Source organism: Mesorhizobium sp. 1B3, assembly GCF_050958605.1.
Taxonomy (GTDB): Bacteria; Pseudomonadota; Alphaproteobacteria; order Rhizobiales; family Rhizobiaceae.
This window is the reverse complement of the sequence record NZ_JBJHDO010000008.1, coordinates 173,400-194,067: the sequence shown is the minus strand read 5'-3', so window position 1 is coordinate 194,067 and position 20,668 is coordinate 173,400. Positions and strand designations below refer to the sequence as shown.

Sequence of the window (20,668 nt, the reverse complement as noted above, 5' to 3'; positions counted from 1 at the left end):
CCACTTGGCTGGACACGACGCAAAAAGGCCGGCCTGGAGCGGCCGGCAGGCAAGGGATGGGCCGATGGGGGGTGGGGCAGGAGTGGCCCATCCTGCCACTTTAACGTTTCAGCCAACCAGGCGTTCCGATTTCGTAAGTGCCGCCTAACCTTTTGGCATCCCTTTCGGCCGAAGGTATCTCTTCTGCGACGCTATGCGGAACGGGGCGTTCGGCGCGCCATAGCCCTTGTAGCCGCCGCGGCGCTCGACGATTTCGAAGATGAAGCCCTCGCCCCAGGTGGGCGCATAGAGCTGAAAATACTCTCCGTCATTGTCGCGGTCATAAAGGATGTTCGCGGCCCGCAGCCGGTCGGCGAATTCGGGTTCCAGTCCGAAGCGCGCTTCCACATCGTCATAGTAGTTGGGCGAGATCGGCAAGGCTTGGAACCCGTTGGCGTGAAGCGTCTCCGCCGCAACGAAGATGTCTTCCGTCGCGAAGGCGAGGTGCTGCACGCTCGAGCCGAAGCTCTCCGCTATGAAATGGCCGGCCAGCGTCTTGCGATTTTCCGCACCATTGAGAGTGAGCCTCAGCCCACCATCCGCACTCTCGATCGCCTGGCTGCGAACGACCCCGCCGGGGTCGATGACGTCCACCATCGGCGTCTTGCTGGTGCGGAAGATCGCCGTATAGAAAAGAAGCCAGGTCAGCATCTCCCCGTAATCCATGGTCTGGCCGACATGGTCGATACGGCTGAGGCCGGCCGCGCGGGGAGCCTGGTCATCGACGACGGGGACGAACTCCCTCTCCCAGACCTCGGAGAGCTCGGACTTGCCGTCGATGAAGTAGACCACCCCGCCACCAACGCCCCGGATCGCCGGGATGACGAGTTCGCCAGGTCCCGGCGCCTGTTCGAACGGCTCGGCGCCCAGCGCCCGGGCACGCGCGACGGTTGCCGCCGCGTCGGCGACCCTCAAGCCAATCGCGTAGATCGAGGTGCCGTGGACGAGATAGGAGGAATGGGCGAAGCCCTCGCGCTCCTCGTTGACTACCAGTTTGATCCTGCCCTGGCGGTAGAGGGTCACGTCCTTCGTCACATGGCGCCCGGCCCTCTCGAAGCCGAAGCTGTGGAAGAGCGCGCCGAGCTCGGCAGCGCCGTTATCGTCGGTTGCGAATTCCACGAATTCCACGCCTTCGACGGCGATGCGATCCGGCATTTTGGGAACCGGTATGCGTATGTCCGGCTCCTCCCGCCGGACCTGATCCATCAAGTAGATCAACGAGCGCCGACCGTCCGCCGCGATGGAGCGCGCCGAGCCGCCGCGGAACTGGTCGTTGAAGATCTCCAGTGAAAGATAGCCGTCATAGCCGGTGGCGGCGACCGCGCGAGCGAAGGCCTTCACCGGCAAATCGCCTTCGCCCGGCATGTTGCGGAAATGGCGGCTCCAGTAGAGCAGGTCCATGTCGATCATCGGCGCATCCGCCAACTGAACGATGAAGATCCTGTCGCCCGGTATCGCACGGATGGTCTCGACGTCGATCTTGCGCGCCAGCGTGTGGAAGGAGTCGAGGATCAGCCCGACATTGGGATGGTCGGCGCGGCGCACTACCTCCCAGGCGTCGCGGTGATCTTTGACATGGCGCCCCCAGGCCAATGCCTCGTAACCCACGCGCAGACCACGCTTTGCGGCGCGCTCGCCCAACTCGCGGAAGTCGGCGGCCGCGCGATCGATGCCGCCCAGCGACGCCTGGGAGACCGACGAGCAGACCAGCATCAGGTCGGTGCCGAGTTCGGCCATCAGGTCGAACTTGCGCTCGGCGCGATCGAAGGCGCGTGAGCGCTGCGGTTCGGGCAGCCCTTCGAAGTCGCGGAAAGGCTGGAAAAGCGTGATCTCCAGACCGACATCGCGCACCATTTTGCCGACCTCCCGGGGTGACGCGTCGAAGGCCAGGAAATCGTTCTCGAAGATCTCGACCCCGTCGAAGCCCGCAGCCGCGATCGCTTCGAGCTTCTCCGTGAATTCGCCGCTGATCGAAACCGTTGCGATGGAGGTCTTCATGATTCGCACTCCAGGATTAGCTAGAAACCAGCCCGAAACTCCAGCCTACCGTAACGCCCGGCTCGACGGCGAGAGCGCGCCCATAGCTCCAAGAGAAGGTGCGAACATGTCCACCCACCACAGGCTCGGTCGCACCAGACCGGGGCATTCGCCGAGCCGATTCAGCCGGGCGGGCAGTGGCACCGCGTCAATGGGCGGAGACATCCTCGACATGTCCTCCTAGAAAGAGTTGGCCGACGCGCGGATCGGCGAGCAGCTTCGAGGCACTGTCGTGCATGCGGGTCTGGCCGAGTTCCAGCACGAGCCCGTAATCGGACATGGCGAGGGCCGCTTTCGCGTTCTGCTCCACCATCAGGATCGTCACGCCCTGATCGCGCAGCCGCGTCAGCGTGCGGAACACCTCCTGGACGAGGTTGGGCGACAGGCCGATAGAAGGTTCATCGATGAGGATCAGCTTGGGATCGAGCAGCAGGGCACGGGCCACCTCGAGCTGTTTCTGCTGGCCACCCGAAAGCTCGATCGCCTTCCGGTCGCGAAACTCGCGCAGCATCGGGAACTGGTCCATCACCGTCTCGATGCGTTGGCGCACGCGCGCCTGATCGGGCGCGGTGATGCCGCCGAGCTCGAGATTGTGATAGACGGAAAGCTGCGGCACCACGTTGCGCCCCTGCGGCACATAGGTCACCCCATGCCCGATCATCTGGCGCGGCGTCTGCCGCGTCACCTCCCTCCCATCGAGCAGGATTTGGCCGGAATGGATGTTGAGCAGTCCGAAGATGGCCTTGAAGACAGTCGACTTGCCGGCGCCGTTCGGTCCGATCACCGTGGTGATCGAGGCCTTCGGAATAGCGAACGAGACGCCGTTGAGAATAGTGATCTTGCCGTAGCCGCCGCGGATATCCTTCAGTTCCAGCACGGTCAGCCTCCGAGATAGGCGTCGATCACGGTCTGGTTCGACCTGATCTCGTCGGGCGAGCCTTCCGCGATGACGGCGCCCTCGGCGAGCACAATGATGCGGGTACACAGGCTCATCACGAACTCCATATTGTGCTCGATCACCACAAAGGTCGTTCCGTGTTCGGCGTTGTAGGCGACGAGCCGCTCCTTGAGGTTGGCAAGCATGGTGAGATTGACGCCTCCGGCGGGCTCATCCAGCAGCACCAGGCTCGGTCCGGCCATGAACGCCATCGCTGCATCGACCAGCTTCTGCTGACCGTAGGAGAGAGAGCCTGCAAGCTGGTCGCGCAGATGTGTCAGGCGGAAGAACGCGATCATCTTCTCGGCTGCGTCCGTCAGGCCTGCGTCCGATGGACCGAACAGGCGCGACAGCATCGTGCCGTGGTGTTCCTGCCCTGCGAGGATGATGTTGTCGATCACCGACATCTTCGGGAACACCGAGAGCTGCTGGAAGGTGCGGCCGACGCCCAGCCTGTTGAGGTCGGAGGCGCGCATACCCGAAACGCTGCGGCCATTGACCGACACCTCCCCCGCGTCGGGCGGAAGCTGGCCGAGGATGCAATTGAACAGCGTCGACTTGCCGGAGCCGTTCGGCCCGATCAGACCGAGGATCTCACCTTTGTGTACGTCGAAGGAGACTCCGCGCACCGCGCGGATGCCGCCAAAGCTCCTCTCTATGTTTCGGACAGAAAGGACGGGGGTGCTCATAGCTGGGCTCCCTCCTTGATATCGCCCCGCAGTTGTTGCCGGGGCCAGAATTTCTCGCGCACGCGTCCCCAGATGCCGATCAGGCCGGACGGCACGAAGACCAGCATGACGATGACGAGCGCCGAATAGATGATGAGGTAATAACCTTCGGTGAAGCGCAGCATCTCCGGCAGCAGGATCACCACGCCCGCCCCGACGAACGGTCCGAAGAAATAGCCGGCACCGCCGACGACCACCATCAGCAGGATGCGCAGCGAATGCGCCACTCCGAAGGAACCGGGCTCTATGAATTGCACGAGCGGGGTCACCAGGGCGCCGGCAAGGCCGCCATAAGCGGAGCCGATGGCGAAGGCCAGCAGCGTGATGCGACGCGTGTCGACGCCGAGGCTCTCGGCTCGGATCGGGTTCTCGCGCAACGCCTTGAACGCGCGGCCCCAGGGCGAACGCACGATCCCCCACATCAACAGCGCCGCCAGGGCCGTGATCGCCAGCGTGAAATAGTAGAAGTGCAACTGCTTCATCGTCGAGAACAGGCCGAAGTCCGGACGCGGCATCCCTACGAGACCATAGGTGCCGCCGGTCAGCCAATCCTCGTTGCGCAGCACGAGGAACACCAGCGTGTTGAAGGCCAGCGTGACGAAGGCGAGAAAGTGCCCCTTCACGCGCAACGCCGGATAGCCGAGCAGCAGGCCAACGACGAAGCAAAGGACGAGGCCGAGCGGCATGGCGAGCACCCAATGCCAGCCCGCCAGCGTGAGAAGTGCCGTGACATAGGCGCCGATCGCCATGAACGAGGCTTGCGCGAGCGAGATCTGGCCCGCGTAGCCGAGCGTCAGGTTGAGCCCCATGGCCGCGATCGAAAACACCAGCCATGAGGTGAGCACATAGATGATGTAGTTGCCCTGGCCGAGCGGCGCCACGATCGCCAGCGCGGCCAAAAGAAGAATGGCGAGGGCCTGCCAGCGTCCACGCATCAGACCGCTCTCCCTTCAGACGTTCCCATGATGCCCTGCGGGCGCACCAGGATGATGACGATCAGGAGAACCAGCGGCAAGGCCGCACGGTATTGGGCGGTGACGTAGGTTGCGGTCAGATTGTCGAGCACGCCGATCAGCAGTCCGCCCACCAGAGCACCGCGGATCTGGTTGAAGCCGCCCACGATGGCGGCGATGAAGGCGATGAGTCCGAGCGTCTCGCCGTTGGAGAATTTCGCCAGATACACCGGCGTGATGAGAAACGATGCCAGCGCGGCGAGCGCGGCGTTGATAAGGAAGGTATAGAGCACCATCCGCTTGACGTTCACGCCGAGGATTTCCGCCACCGCCGGGTTCTGGGCGGTCGCCTGCATGCAGCGCCCGGTGCGGGTGCGGTTGAGGAAGAGCGTAAGCAGCACGACGATGCCGAGCGAGATCGCCAGGTTCAAAATATCCTGGAGCGACACGACGGCGCCGAAGACGTCGATCGGATCGCTCGGGAAAAGCGCGGGGAACGGTTGCGCCTCGGCCGCGTAGAATTCCTTGACGCTCTCTTTGAGGAGAATGCCGAGCGCCATGGTAGCGATGATCAGCGTGATACCGCCATGCGGCAGGATCGGTTCGACGATCAGTTTCTTGAACAGGACGCCGAGGACCAGGATCGACAGCACGAGGCTGAAAAGCAGCGCACTCCAAAGCGGCATGCCGAAATAGCCGGTGCCGATGAGCACGAAGAAGGCGGGAACCATGACGAACTCGCCCTGGGCGAAGTTCACTGTCTGGGCCGCCTGCCAGACAAGCGTGAAGCCGATCGCTACGAGCGCGTAGATGGAGCCGGTCGCAAGACCGGACAGCAGGACTTGCAGGAATTGGGACATGGGCGTCTTTCGCTTGTCGGCAGCGGCGGCAAGCGCCGCCGCTGATTTGGAACCTGTCAGTTCGCCGGCACGGTGCCGATCACGACGGGCGCGCCGTCCTTGACCTGAACCATGAAGCTCGGGCGAGACATCTCGCCGGTATCATCCCAGCAGGTGTCCAGCAGGATCTTCGGATGATCCGCGACCTTGAGGCACAGGCCGTGCATCTTCTCGGCGAACTTCTCGCCATCGAATTCGCCGACCATGTCGGTGACGTATTTCGTCGTCCAGGCGCCGACATAACCCTTGATCGCGTCATGCGTCGGCTTGCGCTTGAAAGTCTCCTCGAACCTCTTGGCGAAGGCGCCGATCCCGGGCACATCCGTCGCGGTCGCCGTAACGCCGACATGCGCGATTGCGCCTTCCGCGGCGCCGCCGGCAAGCTCGATCACCTTGGCTTCGGTCAGCGTCACCTCGCCGACCAGCGGCATGGCGAGCCCCTGCTTCTTGGCCTCGATCAGGAAGCGCGCGGATTCCTCCTGGTTCATGTAGACGAACACGGCGTCCGGATTGGCCTCCTTGAGCTTCGACACGTCGGCCGCATAGTCGGTCTGGGCCTGCTCGGACGGCACATCGGCGATGACCTCGATGCCGGCCTTCTGCATCTCGGCCACGAAGACGTCATGGCCGCCCTTCCCGAATTCGTTGTTGACCCACGCGACCGCGACCTTCTTCGCCTTCAGAGTGTCGGTGAAATAGGCGGTCAGCGCGGGAACGCCCTTTTGCGCGCCCGAAGAGGTCCTGAAGACGAACGGATTGCCCTTTTCAACGATGCTCGGAGCTTCCGAGCCGACGAATTGCGGTATGCTGTTCTGCTGGGCGACAAGCATGTTGACCATGGTCGAGCCCGAATAGATGGTGCCTAGGATCGCGTAGGCGCCTTCGTCGATCGCCTTCTGCACCAGCGCGCGCGACACCTGAGGATCGGTCTGCGTGTCGTATTCCGTGATCTCGACCTTCTTGCCGAGGATGCCACCCTCGGCATTGATCTCCTCGACGGCCACCTTGATGCCGTCGCGCCAGTTCGTGCCCGCCGGAGCGCCGGCACCCGAAAGCTCGGCGACGACGCCCACCTTCACAGCTTCCTGCGCCTGCGCGGCTCCGACAGTGACGAGCAGTGCAGCCGACAATGCCAACCAGGTTTTGCGATTCATCGATATCCTCCCATAATCACAGTTGGGGTTTTACGGCACCGTCTCCACCAAGTGCCACCCACCGGGTCAATTCTTCAGGAGACGAAACTCACATCTTTCTCATGCAGCAAGGCATCGTGCCGCTCCTCCAGAAGGAATCCGGCCAGCGTTTCGGCCTGGGCATCGAACATGCCGTCCCCGCTCATGGTGCGACAGCCGATCCGCCTCGCTTCCGCAATGAGAGGGGTTGCGTCCGGCTTGGTGATCACGCATGCCACGAACTGCCGGGGTTGCAGCTTCGACACATCGATCGGCAGCGGATCCCCAGACGACATACCGGCCGGAGTCGCATTGATCACAAGATCGTAGCCGGACGGATCGTGGCTGCCGGCGGTCACTCTTCCGGGAAACCGCTCCACGAGCCTGGCGATGAACCCGTCGCGGCGGCCCAGGTCGATATCGTGCACGGCCAGCAGCGTGGCGCCTCGCTCCAGTATCTCCATCGCGATCGCCGCACCCGCGCCGCCGCAACCCACGAGCATCGCCGTCTTACCGCTCACGTCAAAACCCGCATGCCGAATGCCGTCGAGACAGCCCTGGCCATCGGTATTGTCGCCTTGCCATCCCGATGCCGTGCGGCGGACGACGTTCACGGACCGGGCGAAAACAGCGCGCTTGGTCGCACGCTCGCAGAACGCCAAGGCGGCGGGCTTGTGGGGGACGGTCACAAGCACCCCTCCGATATTGCGAACCAGCAGCAGCGCGTTCATCAATTCGCCAAGGCCTGCCGCCTCCACATGCATCGGCACGACGGCGGCGTCGAGCGACCGGCCAGCGAGGATGCGCGTGATCGCGCCAGGTGATCGCACCTGGGCGATCGGATCGCCGACCACGGGGAAAAGCTTGGTATTGCCTGACGGGACGAACCCCGTCATCACACCGCTTTCAGGCACCGAACCGACTTGCATGATCCTCCGCCAGCGCTTCAACCAGTCACATCAAACAGTAACGAAGTGCGGCCATAATATCGCTTACCATTTTTTGCGATTCCCATAACATCATGTTAGGACGGCGCGGCTGCACATCGCTTCTATGTAAAGGCTCCTGCAGCCGAGCCGACGGCCGCCATTTCCGCTCTCAGGAGTTCGAGGAAGGCCTCGGCATACACCGATAACGGCCGGTCATTGCGGTGGGCCACGTAGGTGTGGAAGGTACTCTCCGCCTCGATCTCCAAGGTCACGACACCCGGCACCCGACCGTAGGCTACAGTGAATTCGTCGATGATCGCGATGCCCAAGCCCGCCGCGACGAGGCTGCAGACCGTGGTGCCGAAGCGCGCCCTGATGTTCATCGAGTAGGAAAGGCCACGCTGTTTGAAGATTCCGGCCATGATCGCGCCATAGGGATCGTTGGGATCAATGCCTATGAGCGGATATCTTGCCATCTCTTCGGGAGTGATCGACCTGCGGCCGGCGAGTTCCCCTGAAGCCGGCGCGATGCAGAGCAGCCGGCCCGTGGCAAGCGGCGCGAAGTCGATGATGGAATGATCGAAGCGCGAAGAGATGGCGACCACCTCGCCGCGCCCGAGCAGCAGGTAGTCGATCGCTTCCTCGATCTTGAGGATGTTGATGTCGAGCGCGAGATCGGGAAAGCGCCGGCGCAGCCGCTCGACGGCACGCGGCATCATGACATTGGCGATCGAGGGCACCGAAGCGAAGCGCAGTTCCTGGCCGGCGCCCTTGCCCAGCGCCCCGACGGCATATTGAAGGTCCTCGACCTTGCGATAGACCGTGTCGAGCAGGTCGAAGATGGTGCGAGCCTCGGGCGTCGGCACGTAGCGTCCGGCACGGCGATCGAAGAGGCGGACACCGAGGCTGTCTTCGGTGTATTTCATGAGCCGGCTTATGCCCGGCGCCGAGACGTTGAGGAGCTTGGCAGCGCCCGCGATCGTCCCCGTCACCATGATGGCGCGCACGACTTCGATCTGGCGGAGCGTCAGCATCGATCGTTCCACTGACCGTGCTGGCTTTCCGGCGCTGTCATGGCACGGGACCGACCGCCGACGGTCGGCTTCGAGGCAGCAACAAGCATGGGGACGAGTTGATCACACGGCCCCTCCCTCGGCACTGCGATCACGATTCGCGTGGCGAGGCTTATAGCAGAACCGTTCACGCTCGCCACGGGGCGAGCGCGAACCGAGAGCCTATGCGGGTACCCGGTCGAGGAAGCCGATCACCTTGGCGATGCGGCCGCTTTCGATCACCGCAACGTCGGTGCCCTGGATCGGCGCTTCGGCGCCATCTGGCCCGAGTTCCCAGGAAAAGCGGATATGGGTGCCGTAGCCATTTGCCCCGTCGAGCAGGGTGAAACGGAAGCCGGGGAAACGTTGATGTACGCTGGCGATCAGGGAATCCAGGCCGTCGTGGCCCTCTCCGGCCATGACAGGATCGACATAAGTAATGTTGCCGGCGAAGGTCTCCTCGATCAGCGCACGGCGAAGCGCGGGATCGGGCTCGTTCCAAGCGGCGATATAGGCGGCGGCCAGCGTTTCTGCGTTCATCGTGGTCTCCTGTTTTTCGAGTGAACGCATTGGTTATCGCCGGGCCCTCGCCGCGGGTCGATTACGCTCCAGGTAATAGGATCGGGCCCGGCGGTTGACTTCGGGGCCCCACTTGCCGACCATTCGTCAAAAAGGAGAACTCATGACCGACTGGATGGCGATGCTGAACGAGCAGCGCAAGCTGGGCGACCAGTTTGCCGAAGAAATCCCGCGCACGCTGACCACGCCGGGCCTGACCCTCGACCAGGCGGCCAAGCTCTACAAGGCGTTGGAGAAGCAAGCGGCTTTTATGGAGCTGTTTGTCCGCAAGCTCGAAGAGAACAGTTTCGATCCCGACGTGATCCTGGCAGCAGAACGGCTGGAGGATCTTTTCGCAGAACTCGCCGCGGATGCGGCAGAAAAGACCAAGGAGCTGAGCCGTCCTGGCGCGTAATCAAAGCGCGAGCCGGGCTGGACCGGCCAGATCACCAACGTCAGCTTCGCCGTCGCCTTCAGCAACTCTTCGATCAAACGTGCACGTAGCGATGATCGTGTCGGCGATCGACGCGGAGTTCTCCTCGATGGGCTGACGTGACGCAGGCTTTGTCCCGGGCGTCGTGGCTGCGCAACTATCCATCGGTGGCGCCAGCGTATAGAGGGAAGCGCGCGCTCTGCCTCGAGCTCGCGCCACCACCGCCGATGGAAACAAACCCATGAGCACAGACCACACATTCGTTCTGACCCTTTCCTGCGAGGACAAGCCGGGCATCGTCGCCGCCGTGACGACGGAACTTGCCGCGATCGGCGGCAACATCGCCGAAAGCAACCAGTTCTGGGACCGGCAGACCGGCCGCTTCTTCATGCGCATCGCCTTCACGATCGGCGCGAGCACAGGCAAGGACGACATATTGCGGGCGCTGAAACCGGCCATCGAGCGGTTCGGCATGAAGACCGATCTTTTCGACCAAGCTAGCAAGCCGAAGATCGTCATCATGGTGTCGAAGTTCGACCATGCGATGCTCCACCTGCTCTATCAAATCAAGGCCGGCTGGCTGGACGCGGAGGTCGCGGCGATCGTCTCAAACCACGAGGACAGCCGGGCCACCGCCGAACAGGAGGGCATTCCCTATCATTGCTGGAAGGTAACGCGGGACAACAAGGCCGAGCAGGAGGAGAAGCTGCTCTCGCTCGTGCGCGAGACCGGTGCCGACCTCGTCATCCTCGCCCGCTACATGCAGGTCCTGTCCGACAGCCTGTCGAGGAGGCTCTACGGCAAGGTGATCAACATCCATCATTCCTTCCTGCCGAGCTTCAAGGGCGCCAAGCCCTACCACCAGGCGCATGAGCGCGGCGTGAAGCTGATCGGCGCGACCGCCCATTATGTAACGCCGGACCTCGACGAGGGGCCGATCATCGATCAGGAGACCGAGCGCGTCACCCATGCCATGAGCGCGGAGGATTTCGTCGCGGTCGGCCGCGACATCGAAAGCCGCGTGCTCGCCCGCGCGGTTAAATCGCATCTGGAGGCGCGCGTCATGCTCAACGGCCACAAGACGGTCGTTTTCTGAGAAGCGGGTGGGGCGTGTCGGTCGCCCTCATGAGCCGTCAGCCGGACCGTCCTCCGCCCTCTCGATGATGAAATCGTGCAGCAATTGCGCGGCGGGCGAGAGCGCCCGGTTGCGGACCTTGATCATGCTGTAGGGCTGGACCTCGATCTCGGCCTCGACGGGCAGGATCTCGACTGCACCGGCAAGGCCGCCCTCGGCGCCGAAGAAGGTCGCGACCTCCGTGGCGACCGGCGCGATTGCGTCGGACTGCGCGACCATCACGATCGTGAGCAGCAGCGAGCTGGTGTTGATGACCCTGTCCGGAAGAGGCACGCTGCGGGCGATGAACAGGCTCTCCAGAGTTCTGCGCAGCAGCGAGCCGCCAGGCTGGAGAACCCAGTCGTAACCCGTCAGCCTTTCGAACGCCACAGGCTCGCGCCGCAGCAGCGGGTGGCCGCGGCGCACGATCAGGCAAGCCCTTTCGATGCCGAGAACCCTGCTTTCGAACAGGCGCGGATTGAGGTCTTCCGGAATGCGGGCAATGATGAAGTCGTGCCGGGAAGCGAGCAGCTCGCGGGCAAGAACATTGCTAGTCTCGTTCTGGATGGTGATCTCCATACGCGGATAACGCCTGCGCACTTCGCGGATCGCCCGCATTGCGAGGTCCATGGCAGGTGCCGTCACGGCGCCGACGAAAACCGACCCGCCCTTGCCGCTCTTCAGGTCTGCGATCTCGCGATCCGCCTCGCTCATCTCCAGGAGGATGGTGCGCGCCCGGCGGGCCAGCGCCCTGCCATAGGGTGTGAGCGCGATACCGCGTGGCAGGCGCTCACACAACTTCACCTCGAGCATGGCCTCCATTTCCGCGATCATGCGCGAGGCGGCGGGCTGCGAAATATTGAGGACCTGCGCCGCCGCGCTCACCCGTCCCTGATCCTCGAGGGCGACGATCATGCGCATATGGCCGAATTTCAGCGCGCTGCGCAGCAGGCTTTCCGTGTCGGGCAGTTTCGGCGATGCTCCTGAATAATCGATCGGCATCGATGTCCCTGTTTCCATCCTCCCCTCCGACAAAATCTCCCGATGCGGCAGCTATCGAGACATACCAAAAGCGATATAGGAACCATCATAGTTTGCATTTGACAGTTATATGAAACGAATCCAACGTCCTTTGGCTGCGGCCCGGCTTGGCCGCGGGAAGGTTTCTTGCGCGCCGGTCCGAGAGGACGACCGGAGCAAGTTTGGGGAGGATTTCTCTGACGCCGAACCCGGCGCCTTTTTCTTCCGTGGCAGCGAGTGGATCGCATGCCGCGAACCATCAAAAATCGGGAGAGAGAAAAGTGAAAATCATCAAGACGTTCGTCGCGGCGCTGGCGGTCGGCATCGCCGCCATGACATTTTCCGCATCGGCCCAGGACAAGGGCACCGTCGGGATCGCCATGCCAACCAAGTCGTCGCTCCGCTGGATCAGCGACGGCAATGAGCTCGTCAAGGCGCTGGAGGCAAAAGGCTACTCGGCGGACCTGCAATATGCAGAAGACGACATTCCCAACCAGCTCGCCCAGATCGAGAACATGGTGACCAAGGACGTCAAGGCGCTGGTCATCGCGTCGATCGACGGCACGACGCTTTCCGCCGTATTGCAACAGGCGGCCGACAAGGGCGTGAAGGTGGTGGCCTATGATCGCCTCATCCGGGACAGCCCGAATGTCGACTATTACACCACTTTCGACAACTTCAAGGTCGGCGTGCTCCAAGCGGAGTCGCTGCTGAAGGGCCTCGGCTACCCGGAGAAGCAGGGGCCGTTCAATATCGAGCTGTTCGGCGGCTCGCCGGACGACAACAATGCGTTCTTCTTCTATGATGGCGCCATGTCGGTGCTGCAGCCACTGATCGACAAGGGCGTGCTCGTGGTGAAGTCCGGGCAGATGGGCATGGAGAAGGTCGGCACCCTGCGCTGGGACGGCGCGGTCGCGCAGGCTCGCATGGACAACATCCTGTCGGCCAACTACTCCGACGGCAGCAGGGTCGACGGCGTGCTCGCACCCTATGACGGCCTGTCGCGCGGTATCATCTCCTCGCTGCGCGGCGTCGGCTACGGCAGCGCCGACCAGCCATGGCCGATCGTGACGGGCCAGGACGCCGAGGTGCCCTCGGTCAAGGCGATCATCGCCGGCGAGCAATATTCCACGGTCTTCAAGGACACGCGCGAACTGGCCAAGGTCACGGCCAACCTCGTCGATGCCGTGCTGTCGGGCAAGGAGCCGGAGATCAACGACACCAAGACCTATAATAACGGGGTCAAGGTCGTTCCTTCCTACCTGCTCGTTCCCGTATCCGTCGACAAGTCGAACTACGAGGAGATCGTGGTCGGCTCCGGCTACATCAAGGCCGACGAGCTGAAATAGGCAAGACATCGGCTGGGGCCCGGGATCGCGGCCCCAGCCGATGCGCGAGTACTGTGATGGACCAGACAATTCTGGAGATGCGCGGCATCACCAAGACCTTCCCCGGCGTGAAGGCGCTCCAGGAGGTCAATCTCGAGGTGCGCGCCGGCGAGATCCACGCCATCGTGGGCGAGAACGGGGCGGGCAAATCGACTCTGATGAAGGTGCTGAGCGGCGTCTATCCGTTCGGCGCCTATTCCGGCAACATCCGCTTCATGGGCGAGGAATGCCGGTTCCACGGCATCCATGACAGCGAAAGGCGGGGCATCGTCATCATCCATCAGGAGCTGGCATTGGTGCCGCTGCTGTCCATCGCCGAGAACATCTTCCTCGGCAACGAGCAGGCTCGCTACGGCGTCATCGACTGGGACGCGGTGCGGGGCAAGGCAGCCGCCCTGTTGCGCAAGGTCGGTCTGCGCGAAGACCCAGATACGCTGATCACCAATATCGGCGTGGGCAAGCAGCAGCTCGTCGAGATCGCCAAGGCGCTGTCGAAAGAGGTCAAGCTGCTCATCCTCGACGAACCCACGGCGAGCCTCAGCGAGAGGGACAGCGACGCGCTGCTCAAGCTTCTGATCGAATTCAAGGATCACGGCATCGCCTCGATCCTGATCTCGCATAAGCTGAACGAGGTCGGCAAGGTGGCCGACCGCATCACCATCCTGCGCGACGGCCGGACCATCGAGACGCTCGACAAGACCGATATCGACGAGGACCGCATCATCACCTCGATGGTCGGCCGCCCCCTCGAGGATCGTTATCCAACCCGCACGCCACGCATTGGCGAGACCATCTTCGAGGTGAAGAACTGGGTGGTTCATCATCCCCTGCATCAGGAGCGGCAGATCATCAAGGGCGTCGATATCAGCCTTCGCAAGGGCGAGGTGGCCGGCATAGCCGGGCTGATGGGCGCCGGGCGCACCGAATTCGCCATGAGCCTGTTCGGCAGGAGCTACGGCACGAAGATCAGCGGCGAGGTCTATCTGCACGGCAGGAAAATCGACGTCTCCAGCGTCGGCAGGGCCGTGGCCCAAGGCATCGCCTACGCCACGGAAGACCGCAAGACCTATGGCCTGAACCTGATCGACCACATCAAGCACAATATCTCGATCGCCAATCTCAGGGGCATTTCGGATAACGGCGTCATCGACGACATCAAGGAACTCAACGCCGCCAACGACTATCGCAGGAAGACCAACATCCGGTCGTCCAGCGTCTACCAGATCACCGGCAACCTTTCAGGCGGCAATCAGCAGAAGGTGGTGCTTTCGAAGTGGCTGTTCGCCAATCCGGAAGTGCTGATCCTCGACGAGCCGACACGCGGCATCGATGTCGGCGCCAAATACGAGATCTACACGATCATCAACCGGCTTGCCGAGGAGGGCAAAGCCATTCTGGTGATCTCGTCGGAGATGCCGGAACTGCTGGGCATCTGCGATCGCATCTATGTGATGAACGAAGGGCGCATCGTCGGCGAGATGGCCGGCAGCGAAGCCTCGCAGGAGAAGATCATGCGCGCCATCGTTCGCGGGGAAGGAAGAGCCGCATCATGAGCACGGAAACAGCTGGTACCACGGCGAGCCCGGCGAAAGCCTCGGCGCAGGCCGCGCTGAAGGAGAATTTGCGCGACTACGGCCTGGTGCTGGCGCTCATCGCCATCATGGTGTTCTTCCAGTTCACCACCAACGGCACGTTGTTCAAGCCGGTGAACCTCACCAACCTGGTGCTGCAGAACTCCTACATCATCATCATGGCCCTCGGCATGCTGCTGGTCATCGTCGCCGGCCATATCGACCTGTCGGTCGGATCCGTTTCCGGTTTCGTCGGCGCTGTCGCGGCGGTGCTGATGGTGCGGTATGGGTTCAATCCCATCCTGGCGGGGCTCATCTGCCTGATCGTCGGCGGGCTGATCGGCGCGTCCCAAGGCTACTGGATCGCCTATATGAAGATCCCCTCCTTTATCGTGACGCTGGCGGGGATGCTCGTCTTCAAGGGTCTGTCGCTGGCGCTGCTCGGCGGCCAATCGGTCGGGCCTTTTCCGCGCGAGTTCCAGTTGCTCAGCGCCGGCTTCATCCCCGACGTGATCGGCCCGATCACCATCGGCAGCGTGACGCTGCATTCGACGACGCTGGTCATCGGCATCGCGATCGTGGCGGCGATGCTCTATTTCAGCCTGAAAAGCCGCCGCAACCGCGAGAAGCACGGGTACGAGGCGGAACCCTTCGCCCTGTTCGTCGTCAAGAATACCCTGATCTCGGCCATCGTGCTGTTCCTGGTCTACATGATGGCGTCCTACAAGGGCCTGCCCAACGTGCTGATCGTCATGGGCGTGCTCATCGCGCTCTTCGTCTTCGTCACCAAGCGCATGACGTTCGGCCGGCGCGTCTACGCGATGGGCGGCAACGTCAAGGCGGCGGCTCTCTCCGGGATCAAGACGGAACGGCTCACCTTCTCGATCTTCGTGATCATGGGCGTCCTCTCCGCGCTCGCCGGCCTCATCTTCGCCGCGCGGCTCAACACCGCCACGCCGAAAGCCGGCCTGGGCTTCGAGCTCGACGTCATCGCGGCCGTATTCATCGGCGGCGCCTCGGCGATGGGCGGCGTCGGCCAGGTGGCGGGCGCGGTGATCGGCGCCTTCATCATGGGCGTCATGAACAACGGCATGTCGATCATGGGCGTCAACATCGACTGGCAACAGGTCATCAAGGGCCTGGTGCTGCTCGGAGCCGTGGTCTTCGACGTGTACAACAAGAACAAGACCTGAGCGGTTCGGGGGAGCGGCCGGCACCGGCTTGTCTCTTCCATTTTTCGTTAGGTCCGGCGGAGCGCTACGCCGGTTTTGGGAGCAACGAATGCTGATTTCGGAGATTGTCGATGCCGACGGAACCGTGCGTGTGGTCATGCGCAGCGGAGACGCCGCCCGGATCGTAAAGGAAGCGCCGAGCGTGTATGCGCTGGCAATGGAAGCCGCCCGTTCCGGAGAAAACCTTGCGGCTCTCATCGACCGCAAGGGCCTCGGCGACGCGGTGGATCTCGAGGCTGCCGATCGCGACGGCCGGCTGCGCTCGCCGATCAGCCATCCAGACCCGGCGCATCTTCATTTGACCGGCACCGGGCTCACCCATCTCGGCTCGGCCGCGACGCGCGACGCCATGCACAAAAAACTCGCCGACGACGGCGAGGAGCAGCTTACCGATTCCATGAAAATGTTCCGCATGGGCCTCGAAGGCGGCAAACCCGCGGCAGGCTCGGTCGGCGTGCAGCCCGAATGGTTCTACAAGGGCAACGGCGCCTTTGCCGTCGCGCCCGGTGCGCCGCTGATCTCCCCCGACTTCGCCAAGGACGGCGGCGAGGAACCGGAGATCGCCGGCATCTATGTGATCGGCGACGACGGCACCCCGTTCCGCGTTGGATTCGCCCTTTCCAACGAGTTCTCCGATCACGTGACGGAACGCGTCAACTACCTCTATCTGGCGCACTCGAAACTGAGAAACGCCTCTTTCGGGCCGGAAATCCTGGTCGGCGCGCTGCCGGAAGATATCAGGGGAACGTCGCGCATCCTGCGCGGCGGCAGGCCCTTGTGGGAGAAGCCTTTCCTTTCAGGCGAAGCGAACATGTCGCACAGCATCGCCAATCTGGAGCATCATCATTTCAAATATGCGCTGTTCCGCCAGCCGGGGGATGTGCACGTCCACATGTTCGGAACGGCCACGCTGTCCTTTGCCGACGGTGTCCGAACCGAGGAGGGCGACGTATTTGAAATCTCCGCGCCGGAATTCGGCCTGCCGCTGCGTAACCCGCTCAAGATCGCAGAGGCCGTGCCGGTCCGCGTGAAAGCTCTCTGATTGCCCCTCACTGTCCTGCCGGACATCTCTCCCCGTAAACAAACGGGGAGAGAGACGACGGCCGCTTGGGTTTCGCCAATCGCCAATGCCGATGATTGGCGAAAGTCGAGATGACAGCGTCCTTCTCCCCGTCTCTTAACGGGGAGAAGATGCCGGCAGGCAGATGAGGGGCTGTCCGAATGGGCGTGGGCGAAGCGGTCGACGGAGGGTTCAGCCCGAGAAGCGGGCGAGAGCGTCCATCTTGTCGCCTCGCGTGCGGATGCTGAAAGCCGTGACCTCGCGCCCCATGTCGGCCGCGACCACGCCGGCCGCGCGTTTAACCCGCTCCGCCATCTGCTCGAGCCGAAGCCCGAAGAGCGGTCGACCTGTTCCATCGGGAATGAGATCCTTGAACAGTATCTCCTTGCGGTCCTGCATCTCGAGTGTTCGAAGCGCGAGGCGGAGGCCCGCGACGAGCCCATGTTCGGCAAGGCTGCCAGGCACGAAGTCGCTGACCACGATCGTCTCCCCGGGATCCTTTTCGACCCGAATCCAGAAACGGCGGTCCGTCTCGGCTGTCACTTTGGCGGCAAAATCATCTTCGACGATTTGGAGCTTCGAGGCCGGATTCTCCCGGTGTACCCCCGGAAAGCTCAGGATGCGGGCGGTCATGAATCAGTCGTGGTTGTTGGTAATTGATTAACCATACAAACCGCGACGGATTAAACAAGTGGCTCAACCGAATTGATGAGGTCGGTGTTCCGGAGCCTCCATCCGCTCGGCGCGGTTGAAACAATCGAGAACGGACTGATCCTCCAGCGTCCGCAGGACCCGGACCGTCTCGATGACGGTCTCCAGGTCAAGGTGACGCATGGCAACCAGTTCGCCTGCACGCTGCTCGCGTGGGGCGTCATGGCAAGCCCGGGGGAACGGGAGTTGTGAAATGGTGCCCATGTGGGCTCTTGTCGGGGCATATTGGTTAACGAGTCGCTAAGTCCGGCCAGGCAAGGCCGGGAGCCGGACAATTTTGGTGACCGTTTCGGCTACGGAATTGAATGCGCAAGCCGGTCGGTTTGGCAAGAAGGCGCCTCGCCCCGGCATTGAAAGCGGCAGGCCGGTCGTATAGCCAATTGCTCAAACACGAGGTCACGAACGGATCAGAACGGATGTCCATTCTCGTCACCGGCGGCGCCGGTTACATCGGCTCGCATACCGCGGTGGAACTTCTCGGCGCCGGACACGACATTGTCGTGGTCGACAATTTCGACAACAGCCACCCGGAAGCACTCGCTCGTATCGCGCGCATTACCGGCCGGCAGCCGGCCAGTGAAGCCGGCGACATCCGCGACCGCGCCTTTCTCGAGGGTGTGCTGAAGCGGCACGGCTGCACTGCCGTGATCCATTTCGCCGGCCTCAAGGCGGTGGGCGAGTCCACCGAGAAGCCGCTCGCCTATTACGACCACAATGTGAACGGCACCCTCAGGCTGCTCGAGGCGATGAATGCGACCGGTGTCAAACGTCTGGTCTTCTCCTCGTCCGCCACCGTCTATGGCGATCCCCGACGCCTGCCGCTGCAGGAGGATCATCCGCTATCCGCGACCAACCCTTACGGGCGCACCAAGCTCATCATCGAGGAGATGCTGCGCGACCTCCATGCCTCGGACCCGAGCTGGGGCATCGGCATATTGCGGTACTTCAATCCTGTCGGAGCACATGAAAGCGGGCTGATCGGCGAGGATCCGAAGGGCATTCCGAATAATCTCATGCCCCTTATCGCGCAGGTCGCCTCGGGCCGGCGCGAGAGGCTGAATGTGTGGGGGAACGACTATCCGACCCCCGACGGCACCGGCGTGCGCGACTATATCCATGTCGTGGACCTGGCCAAGGGCCACTTGAAGGCGCTGGAACAGCTCGACACGCCGCGCTGCTTCGCCGTCAATCTCGGCACCGGCAGAGGCTACAGCGTGCTCGAAGTCATCAAGGCTTTCGAACATGCCTCCAATCGCAAGATCGATTACGTCGTTGCCGAGCGCCGGCCGGGTGACGTCGCTTCCACCTATGCCGACCCCACCCATGCCAACGAGTTGCTCGACTGGAAGGCCGAAAAGACCCTTCGGGACATGTGCGCCGACATGTGGAACTGGCAGGCGAAAAACCCCAACGGCTACGAGGGGTGACGGGGTGCGTCCTTAGAGGCTCGCTTCGCTCGCACCTCAGGATGAGGGAGGTCGGCGCCCCGTTTCATCCTGAAGCGCGTCCGAAGGGCTGAAGCGCCGCGAGGCGGACTCTCCACGGTCTTCATTCTGAGGTGCTCGCGAAGCGGGCCTCGAAGGACGCACGAGCCAACCGAAACCTCGCAGACGCTAACCCAGCGCCACCGCGATGAGCGCCTCCGTGAAGCGCCTGACCGAGCGCTCGCTCGCCGTTTCCTTCAACGCGACTGCGATGTCGTCATAAAGCCGGGCGTCGCCGGCCAGCCGCTCGACCGCCTCGGCAAAGGCTGCAGCCGTCATATCTCGCGCCAGAAGACCGGTCCGGCCATCGCGGATCTGTTCCTTCAGTCCTCCGACCGGCGTCGCGACGACAGGAAGGCCAGAGCCAAGTGCTGCCGCGGCCACGCCCGATTGGCTTGCCTCGACATAGCTGAGCGCCATGGCGTCATATCTGGCGAGGGCATCGGCGATTTCGTCCTCCGAAAGCCACCGGTTGACGACTTCGGCACCGAGCGCGGCAAGCCTGTCCTCGAAAGGCGACAGTGATCCTTCACCGAAAATGCCGATCTCGACGGGAATGCCCCGCCGACGCAACAATTCCGCCGCGTCGACGAAAAGGCCGAGGCCCTTGTATCGAAGGATACGCCCGAGAAAGAGCAGGCGAAACGGGCTGCCTTGGACGCGCCGTCGCGGCGCGTCGGAAGCATCGACAGCGAGGTCGGGAAGGAATAGCGGAGTGATCCGCTCCGCCTGCGCCACGCCGGCGCTGACCAGCCCATCCCGAACGGACTGGCTCAGTGTCACCACACGGTCAGCGTGCCTCGCTTCGGTGAGCAGCAGCCGGTTGACGATCGCCGTGGGATCGCCGGGATGTGCCTTGGCGTCGTGGATGATCGTCACGTAGCGCGCATCGGCTCGGCGAATTGCACCGACCATGAAGGGCGTCCAGACGTGGGGCATGATCGTGACCACGGCCTGGATTCGATCGCGAGCGATCCTGCCGGCGAGTTGACGCCGAAGCCCGGGGATGCGCCAGAAGCCGGTCAACGCACCGTAAGACGACCCGAATGTGTCGACGGGAAACAAGGCATCACCGAACGACGCGAAGGAAGCAAATTCCTCGTTTTGGCGCGAAACCGAGATGGTGGGCTGGATATCGGGCATGGCCAGCGCCTCGCGCCCGACAGCGCGCGCCAATGGCGTGGCGCCGCCCTTGCGGCCCCAGGACAGGAACATGATTCGACCGGAGCTCATAATACCGAGCCTGCTTCCTCTTGGATTTCGCCGCACTCGGTTCGCAAATGACACGCGACGATTCAAAAGACCAGCCGGCCAGACGGAATCACGGATCGTCAGAGCGCTGTTTGGTCAA

The 20,668-nt window shown here is 62.9% G+C and carries 20 protein-coding genes; 8 read left to right on the top strand and 12 right to left on the bottom strand.

Features of this window, described 5'->3' with window-relative positions:
* Positions 1-144 precede the first annotated feature (144 nt).
* From ACCO56_RS21680 to ACCO56_RS21640, 9 genes are all read right to left on the bottom strand, one after another.
* Positions 145-2,037 (bottom strand): bifunctional sugar phosphate isomerase/epimerase/4-hydroxyphenylpyruvate dioxygenase family protein, encoded by a 1,893-nt coding sequence (locus tag ACCO56_RS21680; RefSeq protein ID WP_433642933.1) that lies wholly within the window; start codon positions 2,035-2,037, stop codon positions 145-147.
* A gap of 187 nt (positions 2,038-2,224) precedes the next feature.
* A complete protein-coding gene (locus ACCO56_RS21675) occupies positions 2,225-2,953 on the bottom strand; it encodes an ABC transporter ATP-binding protein (RefSeq protein WP_433642932.1) in 729 nt (242 codons plus the stop codon).
* 2 nt (positions 2,954-2,955) lie between these two features.
* Positions 2,956-3,702 carry an ABC transporter ATP-binding protein gene (locus tag ACCO56_RS21670; protein ID WP_433642931.1) on the bottom strand — a complete coding sequence of 249 codons (747 nt, stop codon included), beginning with the start codon at positions 3,700-3,702 and terminating at the stop codon, positions 2,956-2,958.
* A complete protein-coding gene (locus tag ACCO56_RS21665; RefSeq protein ID WP_433642930.1) occupies positions 3,699-4,676 on the bottom strand; it encodes a branched-chain amino acid ABC transporter permease in 978 nt (325 codons plus the stop codon). The genes ACCO56_RS21670 and ACCO56_RS21665 overlap by 4 nt, the downstream gene beginning before the upstream one ends.
* Positions 4,676-5,554 carry a branched-chain amino acid ABC transporter permease gene (locus tag ACCO56_RS21660; RefSeq protein ID WP_433642929.1) on the bottom strand — a complete coding sequence of 293 codons (879 nt, stop codon included), beginning with the start codon at positions 5,552-5,554 and terminating at the stop codon, positions 4,676-4,678. The genes ACCO56_RS21665 and ACCO56_RS21660 overlap by 1 nt, the downstream gene beginning before the upstream one ends.
* A 56-nt stretch (positions 5,555-5,610) precedes the next feature.
* Positions 5,611-6,747, bottom strand: coding sequence for an ABC transporter substrate-binding protein (locus ACCO56_RS21655; protein WP_433642928.1), 1,137 nt, complete (start codon positions 6,745-6,747; stop codon positions 5,611-5,613).
* A gap of 74 nt (positions 6,748-6,821) precedes the next feature.
* Entirely contained in the window at positions 6,822-7,694 is an 873-nt protein-coding gene (locus tag ACCO56_RS21650; protein ID WP_433642927.1) for a shikimate dehydrogenase family protein, read from the bottom strand.
* A gap of 122 nt (positions 7,695-7,816) precedes the next feature.
* Complete coding sequence (locus ACCO56_RS21645) at positions 7,817-8,728, bottom strand: LysR family transcriptional regulator (protein WP_433642926.1); 912 nt, start codon at positions 8,726-8,728, stop codon at positions 7,817-7,819.
* 201 nt (positions 8,729-8,929) lie between these two features.
* Positions 8,930-9,286, bottom strand: a complete 357-nt coding sequence (locus tag ACCO56_RS21640) for a nuclear transport factor 2 family protein (protein ID WP_433642925.1) — start codon at positions 9,284-9,286, stop codon at positions 8,930-8,932.
* A gap of 142 nt (positions 9,287-9,428) precedes the next feature.
* Here ACCO56_RS21640 and ACCO56_RS21635 point away from each other — a divergent pair, with 142 nt between their 5' ends.
* On the top strand, positions 9,429-9,719 hold the full coding sequence (locus ACCO56_RS21635) for a hypothetical protein (protein WP_433642924.1): 291 nt from the start codon (positions 9,429-9,431) through the stop codon (positions 9,717-9,719).
* A gap of 259 nt (positions 9,720-9,978) precedes the next feature.
* Positions 9,979-10,833 carry a formyltetrahydrofolate deformylase gene (purU, locus tag ACCO56_RS21630; RefSeq protein WP_433642923.1) on the top strand — a complete coding sequence of 285 codons (855 nt, stop codon included), beginning with the start codon at positions 9,979-9,981 and terminating at the stop codon, positions 10,831-10,833.
* Between the two features lie 27 nt (positions 10,834-10,860).
* Here purU and ACCO56_RS21625 read toward each other — a convergent pair whose 3' ends face one another.
* Positions 10,861-11,853 carry a LysR family transcriptional regulator gene (locus ACCO56_RS21625; RefSeq protein WP_433643040.1) on the bottom strand — a complete coding sequence of 331 codons (993 nt, stop codon included), beginning with the start codon at positions 11,851-11,853 and terminating at the stop codon, positions 10,861-10,863.
* Positions 11,854-12,203: 350 nt separating this feature from the next.
* Here ACCO56_RS21625 and chvE point away from each other — a divergent pair, with 350 nt between their 5' ends.
* The 4 genes from chvE (at position 12,204) to araD1 (ending at position 17,104) form a co-directional block, all read left to right on the top strand.
* Positions 12,204-13,220, top strand: a complete 1,017-nt coding sequence (gene chvE / locus ACCO56_RS21620; RefSeq protein ID WP_433643039.1) for a multiple monosaccharide ABC transporter substrate-binding protein — start codon at positions 12,204-12,206, stop codon at positions 13,218-13,220.
* A gap of 56 nt (positions 13,221-13,276) precedes the next feature.
* Positions 13,277-14,812, top strand: a complete 1,536-nt coding sequence (gene mmsA, locus ACCO56_RS21615) for a multiple monosaccharide ABC transporter ATP-binding protein (protein WP_433642922.1) — start codon at positions 13,277-13,279, stop codon at positions 14,810-14,812.
* Positions 14,809-16,023, top strand: a complete 1,215-nt coding sequence (mmsB, locus tag ACCO56_RS21610; RefSeq protein WP_433642921.1) for a multiple monosaccharide ABC transporter permease — start codon at positions 14,809-14,811, stop codon at positions 16,021-16,023. The genes mmsA and mmsB overlap by 4 nt, the downstream gene beginning before the upstream one ends.
* A gap of 88 nt (positions 16,024-16,111) precedes the next feature.
* Positions 16,112-17,104, top strand: coding sequence for an AraD1 family protein (araD1, locus tag ACCO56_RS21605; protein ID WP_433642920.1), 993 nt, complete (start codon positions 16,112-16,114; stop codon positions 17,102-17,104).
* A gap of 210 nt (positions 17,105-17,314) precedes the next feature.
* Here araD1 and ACCO56_RS21600 read toward each other — a convergent pair whose 3' ends face one another.
* On the bottom strand, positions 17,315-17,755 hold the full coding sequence (locus ACCO56_RS21600; protein WP_433642919.1) for a hypothetical protein: 441 nt from the start codon (positions 17,753-17,755) through the stop codon (positions 17,315-17,317).
* 84 nt (positions 17,756-17,839) lie between these two features.
* Here ACCO56_RS21600 and ACCO56_RS21595 point away from each other — a divergent pair, with 84 nt between their 5' ends.
* The gene (locus tag ACCO56_RS21595) at positions 17,840-18,025 is read left to right on the top strand and encodes a hypothetical protein (RefSeq protein ID WP_433642918.1); all 186 of its coding nucleotides are present in this window, start codon (positions 17,840-17,842) and stop codon (positions 18,023-18,025) included.
* Between the two features lie 224 nt (positions 18,026-18,249).
* Positions 18,250-19,260, top strand: a complete 1,011-nt coding sequence (gene galE / locus ACCO56_RS21590) for a UDP-glucose 4-epimerase GalE (protein WP_433642917.1) — start codon at positions 18,250-18,252, stop codon at positions 19,258-19,260.
* A gap of 186 nt (positions 19,261-19,446) precedes the next feature.
* Here the strand turns inward: galE and ACCO56_RS21585 are convergent, their stop codons facing one another.
* Positions 19,447-20,550 (bottom strand): glycosyltransferase family 4 protein, encoded by a 1,104-nt coding sequence (locus tag ACCO56_RS21585; RefSeq protein ID WP_433642916.1) that lies wholly within the window; start codon positions 20,548-20,550, stop codon positions 19,447-19,449.
* Positions 20,551-20,668 lie beyond the last annotated feature (118 nt).